General features: G+C 73.5%; 13 protein-coding genes and 1 pseudogene. 9 read left to right on the plus strand and 5 right to left on the minus strand.

The window, feature by feature from the left end; all coding sequences use genetic code 11:
• Window positions 1-199: 199 nt before the first annotated feature.
• The 3 genes from ACFUK0_RS20350 to ACFUK0_RS20360 all read left to right on the plus strand — a co-directional run bounded on the left by ACFUK0_RS20350 (window position 200) and on the right by ACFUK0_RS20360 (window position 2,746).
• Entirely contained in the window at window positions 200-946 is a 747-nt protein-coding gene (locus tag ACFUK0_RS20350) for a DUF1775 domain-containing protein (RefSeq protein WP_380252100.1), read from the plus strand.
• 152 nt (window positions 947-1,098) lie between these two features.
• On the plus strand, window positions 1,099-1,986 hold the full coding sequence (locus tag ACFUK0_RS20355; RefSeq protein WP_380252102.1) for a GNAT family N-acetyltransferase: 888 nt from the start codon (window positions 1,099-1,101) through the stop codon (window positions 1,984-1,986).
• Window positions 1,987-2,086: 100 nt separating this feature from the next.
• Entirely contained in the window at window positions 2,087-2,746 is a 660-nt protein-coding gene (locus ACFUK0_RS20360) for an NADPH-dependent F420 reductase (protein ID WP_380252104.1), read from the plus strand.
• A 279-nt stretch (window positions 2,747-3,025) separates the two neighbouring features.
• Here ACFUK0_RS20360 and ACFUK0_RS20365 read toward each other — a convergent pair whose 3' ends face one another.
• The gene (locus ACFUK0_RS20365) at window positions 3,026-3,628 is read right to left on the minus strand and encodes a signal peptidase II (RefSeq protein ID WP_380252105.1); all 603 of its coding nucleotides are present in this window, start codon (window positions 3,626-3,628) and stop codon (window positions 3,026-3,028) included.
• Window positions 3,629-3,913: 285 nt separating this feature from the next.
• Here ACFUK0_RS20365 and ACFUK0_RS20370 point away from each other — a divergent pair, with 285 nt between their 5' ends.
• The 4 genes and pseudogenes from ACFUK0_RS20370 (at window position 3,914) to ACFUK0_RS20385 (ending at window position 6,941) form a co-directional block, all read left to right on the plus strand.
• Window positions 3,914-4,405, plus strand: a complete 492-nt coding sequence (locus ACFUK0_RS20370) for an HPP family protein (protein WP_380252107.1) — start codon at window positions 3,914-3,916, stop codon at window positions 4,403-4,405.
• A 193-nt stretch (window positions 4,406-4,598) separates the two neighbouring features.
• Window positions 4,599-4,754: pseudogene (locus tag ACFUK0_RS20375) on the plus strand (IS701 family transposase); the annotation flags it as partial.
• Between the two features lie 256 nt (window positions 4,755-5,010).
• Window positions 5,011-5,712 (plus strand): YciI family protein, encoded by a 702-nt coding sequence (locus ACFUK0_RS20380; protein WP_380252109.1) that lies wholly within the window; start codon window positions 5,011-5,013, stop codon window positions 5,710-5,712.
• Window positions 5,709-6,941 (plus strand): RNA polymerase sigma factor, encoded by a 1,233-nt coding sequence (locus ACFUK0_RS20385; RefSeq protein ID WP_380252111.1) that lies wholly within the window; start codon window positions 5,709-5,711, stop codon window positions 6,939-6,941. Before ACFUK0_RS20380 ends, ACFUK0_RS20385 begins: the two co-directional genes overlap by 4 nt.
• A 106-nt stretch (window positions 6,942-7,047) precedes the next feature.
• On the opposite strand, the gene ACFUK0_RS20390 is transcribed toward ACFUK0_RS20385, so the two are convergent.
• The 4 genes from ACFUK0_RS20390 to ACFUK0_RS20405 all read right to left on the minus strand — a co-directional run bounded on the left by ACFUK0_RS20390 (window position 7,048) and on the right by ACFUK0_RS20405 (window position 12,434).
• Window positions 7,048-8,091: an NAD(P)-dependent alcohol dehydrogenase gene (locus ACFUK0_RS20390; RefSeq protein WP_380252113.1), complete on the minus strand. Its 1,044-nt coding sequence runs from the start codon at window positions 8,089-8,091 to the stop codon at window positions 7,048-7,050.
• Window positions 8,088-9,008: a helix-turn-helix transcriptional regulator gene (locus ACFUK0_RS20395; RefSeq protein WP_380252115.1), complete on the minus strand. Its 921-nt coding sequence runs from the start codon at window positions 9,006-9,008 to the stop codon at window positions 8,088-8,090. The genes ACFUK0_RS20390 and ACFUK0_RS20395 overlap by 4 nt, the downstream gene beginning before the upstream one ends.
• A 117-nt stretch (window positions 9,009-9,125) precedes the next feature.
• Window positions 9,126-11,183, minus strand: coding sequence for a TerD family protein (locus ACFUK0_RS20400; RefSeq protein WP_380252117.1), 2,058 nt, complete (start codon window positions 11,181-11,183; stop codon window positions 9,126-9,128).
• A 213-nt stretch (window positions 11,184-11,396) separates the two neighbouring features.
• The gene (locus ACFUK0_RS20405; RefSeq protein WP_380252119.1) at window positions 11,397-12,434 is read right to left on the minus strand and encodes an NUDIX domain-containing protein; all 1,038 of its coding nucleotides are present in this window, start codon (window positions 12,432-12,434) and stop codon (window positions 11,397-11,399) included.
• Between the two features lie 296 nt (window positions 12,435-12,730).
• Between ACFUK0_RS20405 and ACFUK0_RS20410 the strand changes: the two genes are divergently transcribed.
• The gene (locus ACFUK0_RS20410; RefSeq protein ID WP_380252121.1) at window positions 12,731-13,708 is read left to right on the plus strand and encodes an ATP-binding cassette domain-containing protein; all 978 of its coding nucleotides are present in this window, start codon (window positions 12,731-12,733) and stop codon (window positions 13,706-13,708) included.
• Window positions 13,705-14,553 carry an ABC transporter permease gene (locus ACFUK0_RS20415; RefSeq protein ID WP_380252123.1) on the plus strand — a complete coding sequence of 283 codons (849 nt, stop codon included), beginning with the start codon at window positions 13,705-13,707 and terminating at the stop codon, window positions 14,551-14,553. Before ACFUK0_RS20410 ends, ACFUK0_RS20415 begins: the two co-directional genes overlap by 4 nt.
• Window positions 14,554-14,572 lie beyond the last annotated feature (19 nt).

The raw sequence follows: 14,572 nt of genomic DNA on the forward strand, positions 1-14,572 counted from the left end.
GGCATCGACAGGTTCGATAGCATGTGACGCAGATCACTTCGAACGCGTGGAACCCGGAGCCGTTCCCGACCGACAAACAGCGAGCACCACGCCGAGCGCATCCCCGCCCCCGCGGATCGGAACCGCCAACGCCGCCACCCACCCAGCGGTGCCGGGCCGGCCACGGCCCGAGCCCGCCCGCCACCTGGAGCACGGTCCCATGAACACCTCCCGACCGCTCGGACGCGCCGCCACCGTCGCGGCCGTCCTCGCCGGATCGCTGGCCCTTGCCGTGCCCGCTCTCGCCCACGTCGAGGTCGAATCCGAGACTGCCCGGGCCCTTGCCGTGAACGCCACGATCACCTTCACCGCCGAGGCCGAGTCGACGACCGCCGGACTCGCCAGGTTCCAGGTCGTCCTGCCCGAGGGCATCACCGCCGCCGACGTGGTCCTCGCCGAAGCGCCCCAGGGCTGGACCTTCGCGGCCACCGCGGACGGGTACACCGTCGGCGGCCCCGCGCTCGCGCCGGGCAAGGACGCCGTCCACAAGGTGACCGTCCGACAGCTCCCCGACGCGGGGGAACTGGTCTTCAAGACCCTGGAGACCTACAGCGACGGCGAGATCGTCCGTTGGATCGAGCTCCCGCAGGGCGGCGCCGAGCCCCAGCATCCCGCGCCCGTCCTCAGACTCGCGGCCGCCGCCCCCGGCGCCGCCCCGCTCAGTCCCTCCGCGTCCGCTTCGCCGGCGTCCCCGTCGGCGTCCGCTTCGTCGGCATCCCCCTCCTCCCCGGCGCCGGCCGCTCCCTCCCCGACCACGGGCGTCACGGCCTCGGTGGCACCCGCCGCCAGTAGTACCGGTGACGACTCGTCGCCCGCGGTCCCGATCGCCGTCGGTGCGGCGGTCGTCGCCGCCCTCGCGGTGGTGGGCGCATGGTGGCGCCGCCGGCGTCAGGTGCCCGGCCGTTGATCCGGCGACGGGCAGATCGGGCCGATCGGGTCGGACGCGCCGACGCCGTGCCGGTCCGTGCGGCATGCCGGGCGGTGCCGGGGCCCGCCCTTCTGCCGGGCCCGGGTCTCCCTGCGGGCGTCGTCGAGGTCGTGGAGGAGGCGGGCGGCACGGTGACCGCGACGTGCGGTCCGGCCACGGGCCTGGCGGCGCGGCCGTACGAGGCCGGTGACGAGCCGGCGGTGCTGGCGCTGGTCAACGCCGACCGCGTCACCGGGCAGCCCGCGGCGAGTGCGGAGATGCTCGCCGAGGCGCTGACCGGACGGCCTGCGGCGGACCGGGGGTGGTGCGCCGATCTCGGCCCGCCGGCCACCGACGTCGTGCTCGACCCGGCGGGACGGGTACTCGGCGTCGTCTCCTACGCGGTGCGCCGCTCGGACGGGGCCGGGTTCGTCCTGTGGCTGCACGGGCGTGAGGAACCGTCGGTCCTGGCCGCACTCCTCCTCCACGCCCTGGGCGTACTGGGTGACCGCCCGGTGCACGCCTTCGAGTTCGCCTCCGTACTGTCACCGGCTCTGGAGGGGCTGCCCGCGCGGCACCGGACGGCCACCAGGCTGGTACTGGAGGCGGCCGGGTTCACCGGCCGCGACCTGTGGCGCTACCTGCACGCCGCGCTGCCGCTCGCCGGGCTGCCGCAGGTCGCGGACCACCGCACCGCCGACAGTACGGATCCGCCCGGACTCCGGCTGGAGGTCCGCGGCGGACAGGCGCCCGCCGAGTTGCGAGCCGAGGCACTGATCGGCCGGCCGGTCGCCGGGGTCGGCGTGCTCTGGTGGATCGACGTCGGGCCCGCCCACCGAAACCGGGGCCTCGGCACGGCCCTGCTCGGCTCGGCACTCGACCTGCTCCGGAGCGCCGGGGCGAGCGAGGTGGTCGTGTCCGTCGACGACGACCCCGACGACGACGATCCGCAGTGGGGCCGGACCGCCGCCAACCGGTTCTTCGACCGGGCCGGATTCGCGGAGGTCGACCGGCTGTGGAGCTTCACCCGCCGCCGCTGACTGCCGGTCACCGAACTTCGTCCGCCCAGCCGAAATAGGGCGGGTGCGATCAGGGTTGGAGGTGACGGCGGTCGAAGCCGCCGGTCACTCTGGAGGGTTCATGAAGATCGGAATCATCGGCGCCGGACAGATCGGCGGCAACCTGACCCGCCGCCTCACCGCCCTGGGACACGAAGTCCGGGTGGCCAACTCGCGCGGGCCCGAGACCCTCGGCGACCTCGCGGAGGAGACCGGTGCCACCGCGGTCGCCGCGAGCGAGGCGGCCCGGGGCGCGGAGCTGGTCGTGGTGACCGTCCCGCTGAAGCGGGTCCCGGATCTTCCGTCGGACCTGTTCGCGGGCGCTGCGGAGGGGTTCGCCGTGCTCGACACCGGCAACTACTACCCGCAGCAGCGCGACGGGCGCATCGACGGTATCGAGGAGGGTCTGACCGAGAGCCGGTGGACGGAGCAGCAGATCGGCCACCCCGTGGTCAAGGCCTTCAACGGCACCTACGCCCAGGACATCCTGGACCGGCCGCTCCCCGCGGGCGACCCCGAGCGCATCGCCCTGCCGGTCGCCGGTGACGACGCGGCGGCCAAGCAGCTGGTCCGCGACCTGATCGACGAGCTCGGCTTCGACACCGTCGACTCCGGCGGGATCGACGAGTCCTGGCGGCAGCAGCCCGACACCCCGGTCTACGGGCTGCGGGCCGGTGTGGCCGAGGTGGAGAAGGCGCTCGCAGCGGCGTCGAAGGAACGCCCGGAGGCTTTCCGCGCCTAGTCCTGCAAGGGTGCTCGCTGTGATGAGGCTTCAGCTCCTGGGCTGTGGCCTCGTCGCTTGTGGTGGCTGGTCCGGGCCTGGTACCGGCGTCGCCGGCGCCGTCGGGACCCGTGCAGGACGTGGTCGATGCTGCGGCGGACAGGCGGACAGGCGGACAGGCGGGGTCAGCCGGGTGAGCATCCGGCCGGCACCGACTGGTGACCCTGCTGCGGCCCACCCGCCGGCCCGCCGGGGGCTGAAGTCCGTTCGGGCCGAAGGTCGTTCGGGGTTCGGGTTCGTTCAGGAGCCGCTGCCGGCGGCTTCGGCCTCCGGGGCGGTGGCGGTGGCGGGGGTCAGGCTCGGGGAGGTGCCGCGGAAGGACAGGACGACGGCGAGGGCGCCGCCGCAGGTGATGGTCCAGTCGGCGAGGTTCATCACGCTGAAGTCGCGGACCGCGATGAAGTCGACCACCGCGCCCTGCGCGCCGCCGGGGGAGCGGAACAGCCGGTCGGTGAGGTTGCCGAGGGCGCCGCCGAGCAGCAGACCGAGCGAGAGCGCCCACGAGGTGCTGGCCAGTCGGAGGGAGAGCCGGACCACCACGACGACGAAGGCCGAGGCGACCAGGGTGAAGACGATCGTCGTCGCCTCGCCGATGCCGAACGCGGCGCCGGGGTTGCGCTGCACCCGCAGTTCCAGCCGGCTGCCGATCAGCTGCACGGATGAGCGTCCCTCCAGCAGGGCGACCACCGCCAGCTTGCTGCCCAGGTCGACGAGGTACGCGGCGGCGGCGACCGCCCACAGCAGCCACGTCCGCCGGAGCACGGTGGAGGCGCGGTTCTTCTTCGTGTCCTCCGGCGTCGGGTCGCTCTCGTCGCTCGGGTCGCTCGGGTCGCTCGTCGTCATGTTCGCTCTCCTCGCGCTCGCGGCCCCCGTGGGCTACGGGCGGGGACCTCCCCACAGGAACGTACCGGGAGCGATTTCCGCCCGTCGCCCCGGGCCCGTTCGGTGTTCCGCGCGGTCCGTGCGGGGTCCGTGCGGGTCCGTGCGTTCCGGGTGTGTCGGACGGGTGGGAGGGGCAGGATCGGGTCCGGATGCGCTTCCTTGCCTCAGAGGCAAAAGGATTTTTGAAGCGTCAACAGTCTGTTTAGGATCCTGGGGTCGCATACTGCCTGATCAGGGAGCCTTCGCATGTCCGTCACCGCCAACGCCGCCACGCCGGCAAGCCGCGCCTGGCACGCGATGCGCGCCGGAAGCTTTGCCACGATGGCACTGGTGATGCTGGTCGCGGTCGGCGTGGCCCTGCACCAGCCGGTGCTGATCCCGCCGCTGGCGGCCAGCGCCGCCCTGGTGCACGGCGCGCCCGGGCTGCCGATCTCGCAGCCGCGCAACCTGGTCGGCGGCCAGCTGCTGTCCGCCGCGGTGGGCTTCCTGGTGCTCGCGGTGGCCGGGCCCGGCCCGTGGGCGGCGGCCGTCGCCGGCGGACTCGCCCTGGTCGCGATGCTGATCGCGCACGTGCCGCACTCCCCGGCGGCGGCGACCGCCGTCATCGTGGTGCTGCAGTCCCCGCACCCGGCGGTCTTCCTGCCGCTGCTGGCCCTGGCCACCGCCGTCCTGGTCCTGTTCGGTCTGCTCCCGCACCGGATCGGCGGCCACCCCGTCCGCTACCCCGTCGCCTGGTGACGCCCGCCCGCCCGGACGCGGTTGACCCCGGGGTGTCGTCGAGCGGCCCGGGCGAGCCGACACCGGGTACGTTCCTCCGGGGCACACGCGGGTCAGCCGGGTCGGGGCGTTCACCCCGCCGATCCGCTCGTCGCGCAGCGGCGCGGCGATCACCAGGTTGAGCAGCACCGGCAGCAGGAACCCGGTGAAGGGTGCGAAGGGCCAGTGCGGCCTGGATGACTACCAGGTCCGCCGCCACCAGGGCCGGTACCGGCACATCACCCTCGCCATGGCCGCCCACGCCTGCCCAACCGTCCTGCGGGCCCAGCACCTCGAAAGGGGGCAGGACCTGCTCGAACGCCAGACCTGATACCCCTCACCGTCCCCGAGATCCGCCTGCTGCTCACCCCGCTGACCCGGCCTGTCCGCCGCAGCATCGACCACGTCCTGCACTGGTCTCGATGGCGCCGCCGACGCCGGCACCAGGCCCGGACCAGGCTTCGGAGTACGGGCCGTCGGGAAGGGGTCCTCGCCCGAGGATACGGTTGTCGAGATCTTTGGCCGTGTTGTCGGATTCCGCGGCGGCCCTTCGTCGTCTTCATGAAACGCCCGAGAGGAGAACGGTCATGAAGTACGTACTGTTCGTCGCCACCGACCCCGCTGGGGAGCCGACCGACGCGAACCCGCAGGCATGGGTCGAGAAGTGGAACGGCAGCGGCGTCCGGGTCGAGGGGATGCCGCTCAGGCCGGCGGCCGAGACCAGGACGGTCCGCGTCCGCGGCGATCGCCTGCTGGTCACCGACGGTCCCTTCGCCGAGACGGCCGAGTGGATCGCCGGGTACGACCTCATCGAGGCCGCCGACCTCGACGAGGCGATCGAGGTCGCCGCCTCCCACCCGATGGCGACCGCCGGACGCATCGAGATCCGACCGGTCGAACCACTCGGTTTCGGACCGGGCACCGGGGCCGTCCCCCACGAGGGCGACGCGCCCGCCTCCCGCTTCCTCGGGATCTTCCGGACGGACCCGAGCGCGCCGCCCTGCACCCCGGAGCCCGCCGCGGTGGCCGAGTGGGTCGCCGAGGGCCTCGACTCCGGCCGCTACCTCGGCGGCCTGGCCCTGCGTCCCGTCGAGGACGCCACGCTCGTGCGACGCCGGGCGGGAGAGCTGCTGATCACCGACGGCCCGTACACGGACGTGCCGCAGTGGGTGTCCGGGATCGTGTTCGTCGACGGCGACCGGCAGGAGGTGGTCGACTACCTCGCCCGGTCCCCCATGGCACGGTCGGGGGCAGCCGAGGTGCGCGAGTTCTGGAGGGACTTCTCGTGACGACCGGGCCGGCGGAGGTGCGGGCGGCGCTGGCCGAGGCGCACCGCGGCGAGTGGGGCGTGGTGTTCGGCACGATCGTGCGCCAGACCGGCGACTGGGAGCTGGCCGAGGACTGCGCGCAGGAGGCGTTCGCCCGCGCGCTGCCGGCCTGGGAACAGGAGGGGGTGCCGCGCAGGCCGGGGGCATGGCTGGTGACCGCCGCGCGGCACCGCGCCCTCGACGTGCTGCGGCGCAGGGCGACCGAGCGCGGCAAGCTCGCCGAGGTCGCCGCGATCGAGGCGGTCCGCGAGCCGCCGCCGCCCGGCGACGAGCGGCTGCGGCTGGTGTTCACCTGCTGCCACCCGGCGCTTCCCCTCGAATCCCGGGTCGCGCTGACCCTGCGGGCGGTCAGCGGCCTGACCACGCGTGAGATCGCCCGCGCCTTCCTGGTCGGCGAGGACACCGTGTCGCAGCGGATCCTGCGGGCGAAACGCAAGATCGCCGCTGCCGGGATCCCGTACCGGGTGCCGCCACCCGGGGCGCGCGCCGAACGGCTGGACGCCGTACTCGCCGTCATCTACCTCGTGTTCACCGAGGGTTACGCCCCGAGCGACGGCAGCACCGTCCGCGACAACCTCGCCGAGGAGGCCGTCCGGCTTGCCCGGCTCGTCGCCGCCGAGGCACCCGACGAGCCGGAGGCGCGGGCGCTCCTCGCGCTGCTGCTGCTCCAGCACTCGCGGCGGGCCGCCCGGCTGGACGCCGACGGCGGGCTGGTCACGCTGGAGCGGCAGGACCGGACGCGATGGGACCACGCGCTCATCGCCGAGGGCGCGACGCTCGCCCGGGAGGCGGCCGTGGCGGGCGGCCCGTACGCCCTCCAGGCGGCGATCGCGGCGGAGCACGCCCTCGCCCCGGCCGCGGCGGCGACCGACTGGGCCGCGATCGTGGCCTTGTACGACCGCCTCCTCACCCTGCGTGCGAACCCGGTCGTGGCGCTCAACCGCGCCGTCGCCATCGGGATGCGCGACGGCCCGCAGGCGCAGCTGGACGCCGTTGACGCCCTCGGCTCACCCAAGGCGCTGGCCGGCAACCACGCCGTGCCCGCCGTCCGCGCGGACGCGCTGCGCCGCCTCGGTCGCGCCCACGAGGCCGCGGCGGCGTACCGGGCGGCGGAGGCGATCGCCCCGAACGCGGCGATCGCGCGGGAGTACGCGCTGCGGGCCGCCGAACCGGGACGCCCACGGCCTTGATCCACTTTCGCCGGCCGGGCCACGGCGCCGGCCCTGCCGCCCCGCTCGTTCGGCGGGGTGGCAGGGCCGTGATACCGGATCGGACGGCGACTTCGTGAGGTCGGCGTCAGATGGTTGCCGTGTCGATGACGAAGCGGTACCGGACGTCGCTGGCGACGACGCGCTCGTACGCCTCGTTGATCCGGTCGGCGGGGATCACCTCGATCTCGGCGCCCAGCTCGTGCTCGGCGCAGAAGTCCAGCATCTCCTGGGTCTCCCGGATGCCGCCGATCATCGAGCCGGCCAGCGTGCGGCGGCCGCCGATCAGGGAGAAGACGCTCAGCGAGACGGGGTGCTCGGGGGCGCCCACGTTGACCAGCGTGCCGTCCACCCGGAGCAGCGAGAGGTAGGCGTCCAGGTCGAGGTTGGCCGAGACGGTGTTCACTATCAGGTCGAACCGGCCGGCCAGCTGCTGGAAGGTGCTCTCGTCGCTGGTGGCGTAGTAGTGGTCGGCGCCGAACCGCTTGGCGTCGTCCTGCTTGCGCAGGCTCTGGCTGAGCACGGTGACCTCGGCGCCCAGGGCGGCGGCTATCTTGACGCCCATGTGGCCGAGGCCGCCGAGGCCGACGACGGCGACCTTCTTGCCGGGGCCCGCGTTCCAGCGCCTGAGCGGCGAGTACAGGGTGATCCCGGCGCAGAGCAGCGGGGCGGCGACGTCCAGCGCGAGGCTCTCCGGGATGCGCAGCACGTAGTTCTCGTCCACCACGACGTGGGTGCTGTAGCCGCCGTGGGTGCGCTCGCCGTCCCGGCCGGTGGCGTTGTAGGTGCCGGTCATGCCGTTCAGGCAGTACTGCTCGTCGCCGGCCAGGCAGTTCTCGCACTCCCGGCAGGAGTCGACGAAGCAGCCGACGCCGACCCGGTCGCCGACGGCGTACCGGGTGACACCCGGTCCGACCTCGGTGACCACACCGGCGATCTCGTGGCCCGGCACCATCGGGAAGACGGCGCCGCCCCACTCGTCGCGGGCCTGGTGGATGTCGGAGTGGCAGATTCCGGCGTACTTGATGTCGATCAGCACGTCGTGCTCGCGCACGGCGCGGCGGGTGATGGTGGTGCGCTCCAGCGGGGCCTTGGCGGCGGGAGCGGCGTATGCGGCGACGGTGGTCGTCATCGGGCGTGAGTCTCCAGGGAGTCATCGAGATCGTCGGTGCCGCCGAGTGCGGGCCGGGGAGCGGCCGGGCTCGGCGCCGTGAGGTTGGCCAGGAGCTGGAGCGCGGTCTCGGACGGCGAGCCCGGCTCGGTGGTGTAGACGAAGAGGGTCTGGTCGGCGTCGCCCGGCGGGGTGAGCGCCTCGTAGGCGACGGTGATCTCGCCGACCTGGGGGTGCCGGTAGCGCTTGCTGCCGTGCGAGCGGCGGCTGACGTCGTGGGCGGCCCAGCCGAGGCGGAACTGCTCGCTCTTGACGGCGAGTTCGCCGATCAGTTCGCAGAAGTTCCGGTCCTCGCAGTGCTGTCCGGCGTCCAGTCGCAGGACGGCCGCGGTCTCGGTCGCGATCCGCTCCCAGTCCGGGTACAGCTGCCGGGCGGACTCGTCCAGGAAGATGAACCGGGCCATGTTGCGCTCCCGGTACGGCAGCGCCTCGAAGTCGGTGATCAGTGCCCGGGCCAGCCGGTTCGCGGCCAGGACCTGGAGCCCGCGGCCGACCACGAACGCCGGGGTCCAGCCGTCGAGGGTCTCCAGCATCCGGTGCAGCCCGGGCCGCACCCGCTGGGGCCGGGCGGACACCCGCCGGGCGGCGCCGCTCTGCGGCCGGGCCAGCCGGACGAGGTACGAGTGCTCCACCTCGTCCAGCCGCAGGGCACGGGCGACGGAGTCCAGCACGCTGCCGGAGACGTTGCGGTGGCGCCCCTGCTCCAGCCGCGCGTAGTAGTCGGTGCTCACCCCCGCCAGCTGGGCCAGCTCCTCGCGGCGCAGCCCCGGCACCCGGCGGGCCGTCCCGTTCACGGAGAGCCCCGCCTGCTCGGGGCCCAGGCGGGCCCGGCGGGTGCGGAGGAACTCACCCAGTTCGACATTGTGGTCAAGACCCATGACTCAAGTATCGGGGCGGCCGGAGCCGGCCCACGGCCCCAGGGTAGGTCTGTCAGACCCACCCCGGCGGCGGCCCCGGGGCGTTCCCGTTGACCGGACCGATCCGCGAGGCAAGCCCTACGAGGCCGTCCGACGGGCCGGGCGCTGGTCGAGCTGGGCCACCACCGTCGACTGGAACCGCTCCACGGCGGCATCGACACTGCGAATGAACCCGGACTCGGCATTGCCGCGCGTGCTGCCGACGCTCTTCGAGAGTGACAGTCGGAAGCCGGTGATCTTCGAAGCATCCTTCGGCAGCAGGTCGCCCGGTTCGGGGCGCAGCTTCTCCAGGGTGCCGCGGGGCCCTGGGCCGGATCCGTCGGTCAGCGTCTCCACGTGCAGATCCGCGGGCGCCTCGGCGAGCTGCTTGACCAGGCGCTTCACCCAGCTCAGCGGGTACCCCTGCTCCGGGGCGGGGATCTCGACGGAGGTGCGCAGTTTCCCGACCCGCAGATCGGCCACGACCGCGATGTTGCCGACGGTGTCGTCGATTCTGAGCTCGGCGTGCAGACGCCCTTCCGTGCAGAGCCGGTCGGCGAGGGCCGCCCGGCGCGCCCGGGGATCGTCACCGCGCCGGGCGCGCTGGACGGGCAGTACCCGTACGCCCAGCTCGCCGCCGAGCTGGAGGCAGACCTGGCGGATCAGCCGCTCCCAGCTCTCGATGACCTGGGTGGCCCGCTCGTCCCCCTGGCAGAGCGTCTCATCGTCGATCCCGTTGCGGACGGGTACCCAGGCCGGGCCCATGTTCTGGAAGCCGTGGCAGCCGGAGTTCTCGTGCTGGAGGTAGTGCAGGAGCTCCTGGAGGAGCCACGCGTGGGCAGGATTGGCCACTCCCTCGTGGCGGATCAGCATCTTCGCCTGGTATGCGACCTCTGCCCAGGACAGGTGCCACAGGACGACCTTGTGCTTGCGACGCCCGTCGACCTTGACCGGCACCAACGGACTTCCCTCCAGCGCCACGTCGTTGGAGAGCGTGATCACCACCTCGTAGGCGCGCCGGGCGGCGATGTCCATGTAGTCCTGGACCTGCTCGGCCTTCAGCGGGTTTCCGTTGGTCTTGCTCTCCACCAGGGCAGTCCACAGCCGTCCGGCGCGCTCCACCCGGATGACGCCGTCGGGGCGCTTGGGGGAGTCGCCGTGCGGGAGCGATACCTCGGTGAACGTCTCCATCCGCCCGGCGGGCGCGCCGAAGGCGGCGGTGAGCTTGCGGCCGAACTCCGGCACCTGCGCCATCACGGAGAGGAGGACGGAGGTCGCTCGGACTTCGCGCTCCCGGTCGCTCTTGAGCGTGGTCACCGGGAAGAGCCGCGCCGAACTCCAGGCGTCGTTCTCGGCCAGCGACTTCTTCGGCTCCTTCGGCAGCGTCACCTTCTTTTTGGCGGTGCGAAGCCGCTTCGCCGTCGCGGGCGTCGACGCGGCGGCCGTGACGGGGGCCGTCGCCTGTGCGGGCAGGAGCACCTTGGCGGGCCCGACCGGCTCGGGCCGGACCGGCTCGGTGACCGGAGTCGGCTCCTGAGGCTGCGCGTCCGCGGCACCGGGCTCATCCCCGGCGCTGCTCTCCGTGTCCGGAGCCGCGTCGGTCTCTGCTTCCGCCTCCGCGTCGTCGTCGATGTCGATGCCGAAATCAGTGGCCAGCCCGGCCAGGCCCGTGTCGTACCCCTGTCCGATGGCGCGGAACTTCCACTCCTCGTTGCGCCGGTAGATCTCGCCGAACACGAACGCGCTCTCCGTGCTCGCGTCGGCGATGGAGAAGCCGAGCAGCTGCTCGCCGGCACTGTCCGTGAGCACCAGCCGGAGGTTGTCCAACTGGCCGAAGGCCGCCCGCTGGTGGCGGCTCGCCGCGATCACGAGACGTCCGATGTCGCCGGGTACGGCGGTGAGGTCGAGCTGGATGCGGTCCTCGCTGCCGGCCTCCGTCAGGGTCTGGCCCAGTAGTTGTACGCTGCCGTCCTCGGCCGCCGGGTTGTTGTAGAAGAAGAAGTCGGCGTTGCTCCGGACCTTGCCGTCCTCGGTGACCAGGAGAACGGAGACGTCTGCGTCCCCGTCACCCGTGGGGCTGCTCCAGCCCAGGCCCACGATGAGGGAGCCCGCGTCCTCGCAGAGTGCGGCCAGCCCGACGTTCGCACCCTTGACCATTTCCCGCACTGACGTCCCCCACTGGAACAGGGCTGTACGCCGGAGCTCGACAGCCGCCTCACCTTGCCTTTTGCCACCGGCATGTGCCGGAGCGGCAGCACAGAGCCTAGCGTTTAGGTGGGAGTGAAGGAGAGACTACGGTCGGATTGTGTGCACGCAATCCGACTTGTGCTGCCCTGGGGTGTGCTCGAAGCGCCTGGCCGAATCCGTTGACTACCGGTCGGCCTTCGCCCCGCGCGCGGCCGGGACGTCGGCCGGCCGAGCCGGGACGCCCGCCTCCAGGTGGACGATGCCGCCGGTGGCGAGGGCGTCGAGTCCGGCCTGCACCCGGGCGGCGAGCCGGGGCGGGAGGCGGCGGACGGCCTCCTGGGGCTCCATCCAGTGGGCGGCGACGATCTCGCCGTCGGGGAACTCCAGGGCGCCGGCCTGCTGCGGTGTGAGCGGCGGCGTGGCGAAGACGGTGCAGGTCAGGGCGCGGCCGTGGGCGCCCGCCGAGCCGGGCGCGGTGTCCAGCACGAGCAGGCGCCCGAGCGGGACGGTCAGGGCCAGCTCCTCCGCCAGCTCGCGGGCGGCCGCCTGGGAAGGGGACTCGTGGGCCTCGACCATGCCGCCGGGCAGCTCCAGGGCGTCCGCGTACCCGGGTTGGAGCACCAGGACGCGCCCGGCCGTGTCGGTGACCAGGACGGTGGCGGCCATCATCGGTGCGGGCAGCTGCGCGTAGTGGTCGCGGGGGCGGGCCGGCAGCCGGTGGCCGTCGCGCAGCAGCGCGGTGTGCGGGCCGCGTTCGGCGCCGAGCGCGGCGGCCAGCCGGCGCCGGACGGCCTGCGGCAGCAGCGCCAGCGCCTCCGCCTCCGGGAAGAAGCCGGCCGCGCGGAGCTCGCTGTCCTGAAGGGTCAGCGCATCCGTGTCCACCTCGCCCGGGACGTGGCCGGCGTAGAGGAGGGCGAGGACGGTCCGCCCGTACACCGCGGCGGGGATCGTGTCGACGGCGAGCAGCCGGCCGACCTCGACGGCCAGCCCGAGCTCCTCGGCCAGTTCGCGTCCGAGCGCGAGCGCCGGCTCCTCGTCCTCCAGCATGCCGCCGGGCAGGTCCCAGCCGTCCTTGTAGGTCGGGTCGACCAGGAGGATCCGGCCCCGGCCGTCCCGGATCAGCGCGTCCGCGCAGGCGGCCGGCGCCGCGTGTGCGGCGAGGTAGCGGGCGAGCTCCGGATCGACGCCGGGGGCGCTGCCGTCGATGGCGGGTGCGTTCACCAGGATTCTCCAGGGGCTGGACGGGCGGGGACGGGCGTACTCGCACCGTAGGGGGTTCGTACGGCCCAGGGGCCCGGATCCGGCGAGGTCTCACCGGATCCGGTGACACCCGGCCGGATCCGTCGCGACGGTGACGGCGCGCACCCGGGCGACGGTGGGCCGGCGACGCGTAGTACCCCGGTACCACCCGGTCGCCGTAGTCGCCGCCGCAGTACCACGGAAGCGGCTCCTCCTGCGCCTAGCGTTACGGGTGAGGCGGACCGGGACGGCCGGCGCCCGAGGGCGAGGGAGCATCGATGATCGAGGCGCAGCAGCTGACGAAGCGGTACGGGGAGAAGACGGCGGTCGACCGGCTGGACTTCACCGTGCGGCCCGGGTCGGTGACGGGATTCCTGGGGCCGAACGGCGCGGGGAAGTCCACCACGATGCGGATGATCGTCGGCCTGGACGCCCCGAGCGGCGGGTCGGTGACGGTCAACGGCCGGCGCTACGCCGAGCACTCGTCCCCGCTCCAGGAGGTCGGCGCGCTGCTGGAGGCGAAGTCGATCCACCCGGGCCGCTCGGCCTTCGACCACCTGATGGCCCAGGCCTACACCCACGGAATTCCGCGCCGACGGGTGGAGGAGGTCATCGAGCTGACCGGCCTCCGGACGGTGGCGAGGAAGCGCGCCGGGGCGTTCTCGCTCGGCATGGGCCAGCGCCTGGGCATCGCGGCCGCGCTGCTCGGCGACCCCGCCACGGTGATGCTGGACGAGCCGGTCAACGGCCTCGACCCCGAGGGCGTGCTCTGGATCCGCAACCTGCTCACCGGGCTGGCCGCCGAGGGCCGTACGGTCTTCGTCTCCTCGCACCTGATGAGCGAGATGGCACTGGTCGCCGAGCACCTGATCGTCGTCGGCCGGGGCAGGCTGCTGGCCGACACGACCGTCGAGGACCTGGTCCGCCAGGCCGGCGGGGACACCGTGAAGGTGGCCAGTGCCGACCCGGCGCGGCTGCGCGAGCTGCTGTCCGCGCCCGGCGTCGAGATCACCGGCCGGGCCGGCTCGGAGGAGCTCCAGGTCACCGGCCTGACGGCCCGCGAGATCGGGCTGAAGGCGGCCGAGCACGGCATCGCGTTGTTCGAGCTGAGCGCCAGGTCCGTCTCGCTGGAGGAGGCGTTCATGGAGCTGACCAAGGACGCCGTCGAGTACCACGGCACCACCACCGGGATCGACACCACCGGCACCACCGGCACCACCGGCACCCGTACCGACACCCCCGGGAGGGCGGCATGAGCACCATCGCCCCGATCCACACCTCCGAGCCGCCCGCCGCCCCGGCCGCCCGCCCGGCCTACCGGGTGACCGGCCGCCGGGTGCTGCGCGCCGAGTGGGCCAAGCTCTGGTCCCTCCGGTCCACCTGGATCACGCTGGGCCTGGCCCTGCTGTTCGTGGTGGCGTTCGGCCTCATCGCGTGCGCCCACTACAAGTCCCGGATCACCGAGGGCGGCCGGCTGGACCGCGACTTCGCCGACGCCACCGCCGTGCAGCTCTCGCTGTTCGGCACCGGGTTCGGCCAGCTCGCGCTGGGCGTCCTCGGCGTCCTGGTCACCGCCGGCGAGTACTCGACCGGCATGATCCGCTCCACGCTGGCGGCCGTCCCGCGCCGGCTGCCGGTGCTGTGGTCCAAGGCCGCCGTGTACGGCGCGGTCGCCCTGGTGGTCGGTACGGTCGGCGCCTTCACCGCCTTCCTGGTCGGCAGCGGCATCGTCTCCGGTACGCCCGCCGCGCTGTCGCTCTCCGACCCGGGCGTGGTGCGCAGCCTGCTCGGCGCCGGGCTCTACCTCGCCCTGGTCGGCGTGATCGGTGCGGCGCTGGGCGCGCTGCTGCGCTCGGTGGCGGGCGGCATCTCCGTCCTGGTCGCCTCGCTGATGCTGATCCCCGGCCTGGTCGGCCTGCTGCCGACCTCGTGGCAGGATCACATCAGCCCGTACCTGCCGAGCAGCGCGGGCGAGTCGATGTTCGCCCTGCACCACACCGCACCGGCGCTGGCGCCCGGTGCGGGCCTGGCGGTCTTCCTGGCCTGGACGGCCCTGGCGCTGGCCGGCGCGGCCTGGCGGCTGGTGCGCACCGACGCCTGACCGGGCGTCCGGGCGGGCC

Origin of the sequence: Kitasatospora sp. NPDC057223, assembly GCF_042669755.1 — a bacterium.
Taxonomy (GTDB): domain Bacteria; phylum Actinomycetota; class Actinomycetes; order Streptomycetales; family Streptomycetaceae; genus Kitasatospora.

What these genes read in the sequence shown, in the direction of transcription:
- ACFUK0_RS20365 (WP_380252105.1), bottom strand. Translation starts at nt 3,628, where the DNA reads ATGACGACGAGCGACCCGAGCGACCCGAGCGACGAGAGCGACCCGACG.
- ACFUK0_RS20360 (WP_380252104.1), top strand. Translation starts at nt 2,087, where the DNA reads ATGAAGATCGGAATCATCGGCGCCGGACAGATCGGCGGCAACCTGACC.
- ACFUK0_RS20395 (WP_380252115.1), bottom strand. Translation starts at nt 9,008, where the DNA reads ATGGGTCTTGACCACAATGTCGAACTGGGTGAGTTCCTCCGCACCCGC.
- ACFUK0_RS20380 (WP_380252109.1), top strand. Translation starts at nt 5,011, where the DNA reads ATGAAGTACGTACTGTTCGTCGCCACCGACCCCGCTGGGGAGCCGACC.
- ACFUK0_RS20410 (WP_380252121.1), top strand. Translation starts at nt 12,731, where the DNA reads ATGATCGAGGCGCAGCAGCTGACGAAGCGGTACGGGGAGAAGACGGCG.
- ACFUK0_RS20400 (WP_380252117.1), bottom strand. Translation starts at nt 11,183, where the DNA reads ATGGTCAAGGGTGCGAACGTCGGGCTGGCCGCACTCTGCGAGGACGCG.
- ACFUK0_RS20415 (WP_380252123.1), top strand. Translation starts at nt 13,705, where the DNA reads ATGAGCACCATCGCCCCGATCCACACCTCCGAGCCGCCCGCCGCCCCG.
- ACFUK0_RS20370 (WP_380252107.1), top strand. Translation starts at nt 3,914, where the DNA reads ATGTCCGTCACCGCCAACGCCGCCACGCCGGCAAGCCGCGCCTGGCAC.
- ACFUK0_RS20390 (WP_380252113.1), bottom strand. Translation starts at nt 8,091, where the DNA reads ATGACGACCACCGTCGCCGCATACGCCGCTCCCGCCGCCAAGGCCCCG.
- ACFUK0_RS20350 (WP_380252100.1), top strand. Translation starts at nt 200, where the DNA reads ATGAACACCTCCCGACCGCTCGGACGCGCCGCCACCGTCGCGGCCGTC.